At 75.2% G+C, this 3,441-nt stretch carries 1 protein-coding gene and 1 pseudogene; one reads left to right on the top strand and one right to left on the bottom strand.

Annotated features, from left to right (window positions below; genetic code table 11):
* Positions 1–2,441: pseudogene (locus tag E1281_RS40925) on the top strand (hypothetical protein); the annotation flags it as partial.
* Between the two features lie 6 nt (positions 2,442–2,447).
* On the opposite strand, the gene E1281_RS38570 reads toward E1281_RS40925, so the two are convergent.
* Positions 2,448–3,441 (bottom strand): glycosyltransferase (locus E1281_RS38570; RefSeq protein ID WP_243717794.1); only part of this gene is annotated, 994 nt, incomplete at its 5' end.

Genomic DNA, 3,441 nt, shown 5'->3' with positions numbered 1-3,441 from the left:
GCCCTCCCCCGGCCGCCGAGCCGTTCCCGTGGGCCCAGCAGATGCCGGGTCCGGCCCAGCACGGCCAGCCCGCCCCCGGCCCGGCCGCGCCGCCGCCGCCGGTGATCGACGAGCCGTGGCGGACGGGATCGCCGGGCAAGCGGCCCAAGGGCTCCCGGAACGCGAAGAAGCCGCTCCTCATCGGCCTGGCCGGTCTGGCGGCCGCCGCGCTGGTGGCCGCGGGCGTGATCTTCGTACCCGGCCTGCTCGAAGGCGACGACGACCCGAAGACGGGCGCGGAGCTGGCCGGTTCGATCTTCCCGGTGAACGGCTCCGCCCGCACCGACGGCCGCGACCAGGAGATGACCGGCGTCGCGGCGGTCGGTGAGACGGTGGTCGCGGTCGGCAGCGAGACCGATCCGCAGAACGCCCGCGGCCTGTTCCTGGTCTCCGGGGACGGCGGCCGCACGTTCGAGTCCGTCCAGCAGCAGAGCACCGACGGCGGCGCCGCGCCGCCCGGCGGGATCCCCGAGGCGGTCGGCGGCTCGGGCGACGGCTGGGTCGCCATCGGCTCCCGGGCCGGAGGCGGCGGCGCCGTCTGGCTGAGCGAGGACGGGCGCGAGTGGCGCAGGCAGCCCGACGCCGTCGGCGACGTGTTCGGCCCGAACAACCGCGTGCAGCGGATCGCCGCCACCGGGAACGGCTACCTGGCGATCGGCGAGAACTCCAAGAAGGGCGACTTCAGCGACGCCCAGCCGGCCATGTGGCGGTCCGACGACGGGCAGCGGTGGGAGCCGCGGGTCGGCGAGCAGATCGGCCTTCAGGTCAGCGGCGGCGAGTTCACCCTCGTCGAGGCCGCGGCCAGCGGCGACGTGATCCTCCTGGAGGGGCTCGTCACGCCCGGCGGCGGCAAGGACCCCTACCGCCGGGTCTGGCGGTCCGACGACGGCGGCCGGACGTGGGGCGGCTCGAACGTCCCGGTGCCCAAGGGCAGCCGCGGCCTGATGATCGGCGGCGGCGAGGGCGGCTTCGTGGCCCTGCGCGAGATGGGGTCGTCCGGCAACTTCCACGGCCAGACGTACACGTCCAAGGACGGCTCCTCCTGGAGCAAGGCCGGCACGCTGAAGGCGGACGGGTACAAGCACACCAGCCGGATCGTCGGCGACGCCCAGGGCTACGCGGCCGTCGTCGTCCGGGACCGGGACGTGCTGCTGTCCCGCAGCGCGGACGGGTCGACCTGGAAGGACGCGGGCGCCGCCGAGATGAAGCCCGGCCTCAAGGTCACGGGCGCGGCGCTGGGCGGCGGCCAGACGGTCCTCGTCGGCGAGCAGTCCGGCGGCGGCGACAAGGACCCCATGCTCGGCGTCTGGGACGACGCGGGCACCGCGGTCCCGGTCGACCTGGCGAAGATCCCCGGCGTCGTCCGGCCCGACCACGCGGTCACCTCCGTCGGCGCGACCGGGAACCTCGCGGTCGCCGTGGGCAGCGCGAGCGGCGACGCCGCGGTCTGGTCGTCGCGGGACCTCGGCGCGTGGACGCCCGCCCAGGGCCTCGGCGCCGCGTTCACCCGGCCAGGCCCGCAGCAGCTGACCGACGTCGCCGGCGGCGCCTCGGGCTGGCTGGCGGTGGGCTACGACCAGGCGGCCCCGCGCGGCCCGCTCGTCGTCACCTCGGCGGACGGCGCGACCTGGCAGGCCGCCGACTCCGACTCCGCGTTCGCCGCCTCCGAGGACGGCGTGCCCGTCACCCAGGCCGCCGCCGCGGGGGACGCCGGCTACGTGATCGTCGGCACCCAGGGATTCTCGGTGGCCACCTGGTCCTCCACGGACCTGAAGAACTGGGAGCGCGGCACCGGCGCCGACCCGGAGATGATGGAGGGCTCGAAGGACGCGGGCCGCTGGATGCTGGACGTCGCCTCCGGCCCGTCCGGCTACACCGCGGTCGGCGGCAGCCGCGGCGGCAAGGGCAACCGCCCGTCGGTCTGGACGTCGCCCGACGGCAAGAAGTGGACGCTGCAGGAGCTCCAGCTGCCCGGGGGCGGCGTGACCGAGGCGCACCTCACCCACGTCGCCGCCCGCGGGAACACGCTGGTCGCCACCGGCATCGCCGCGACCCCGGAGGGCCTGGACTGGCTGGGCTACGTCTCCGCGGACGGCGGCAAGTCGTGGAACCCGCTGAAGTCCCCGAGCGAGGGCACCCAGGTCACCGTCACCGCGCTGACCGCGACACCGGACGGCTTCGCCGCCACCGGCACGACCGGGTCCGCGGGTTCCACCGACGTCGTGTCGTGGACGTCCGCGGACGGCTCCGCCTGGACCGCCACGACGCCCGGCGGCACGGGCCTGGGCGGCGTCGGCGACCAGCAGATCACGGGCCTCGCGTCCTTCAAGAACACGCTCCTCGGCGTGGGCAGAAGCGCCGACTCCAACGGCGACCAGCCCGTCCTCTGGAGGAGGAGCTGAACGCCCCTAGGAAGGGGAAGGCGGTTCGGGCGGCGGGGCCGCGAGAGGGGTCGGCGCCGGGCGCGGCTGTTCCTGGCGGGCGTGGCGCGGGATGTACGGGAGCTTCGGCGGGGTGGCGGCGTCGGCGCGGTCGCGGGAGCGGTTGCGGCGGGCGCCGTAGGGGGCGACGACCATCCGGTAGAAGGGTTTGCGGATGACGGTCGGGACGAGGCGGTAGCCGCCGCGCACGACGACGTTGCGCATGTACTGGGGCCGCGTGATGAAGCCCTCGCCGAGCATCTCGCGCTGGAGCCGCAGCTCCGAGCGCAGCAGGTCGCGGCCGCCGCGCCGCTCGTACGCCCCGTCCCCGACCCGGTAGTACACGAGCGGCTCGGCCACGTTCACGATCCGCGCGCCGTTCGCGATCATGCGGGCGAACAGCCAGTAGTCCTCCATCAGAGGCAGGTCGCCGTAGCCGCCGACGGCGACGACGGCGCTGCGGCGGTAGACGACCGTCGGGTGGTTGAACGGGTCGTGGAGGCGGGAGTAGCGGGCGATGTCGGCCGGGTCGCTCGGGGGGATGCGGCGCCCGACGATGTCGGAGATGTCGGTGCTGAACTCCAGCAGGCCCGCGCCGACGAGGTCGGCGCCCGCGCGCACCAGCGGCACCTGGGTCTGGAACCGGTGGGGCATGGCGACGTCGTCGGCGTCCATCCGGGCGACGATGTCGTGGCGGGCCGCGCGGAGGCCCGCGTCCAGCGCGGGGCCGAGGCCGCGGTTGTGCTCGAGGTGGACGTACGCCACCTCGACCGGGCTGCCCTCGACCAGCTCCCTCAGGCACGCGGCCATCTCGGGCTGGACGGGACCGTCCTGGACCAGGACCACCTGGTCGGGCCGCAAGGTCTGCTGGTGCACCGCGCTGCGGAAGGCGTCCCGTGCGTGCTCCGCTTGATCACCGCCGTAGACGGTCATCAGCAGGGTGAAGGCTTCGGGCTGCATGCGTCCGTTCCGGGGGGGAGCG

The sequence above is a fragment of the Actinomadura sp. KC345 genome (genome assembly GCF_004348515.1).
Classification (GTDB): Bacteria; Actinomycetota; Actinomycetes; order Streptosporangiales; family Streptosporangiaceae; genus Spirillospora.
This window is presented reverse-complemented; position numbering and strand designations above follow the sequence as displayed.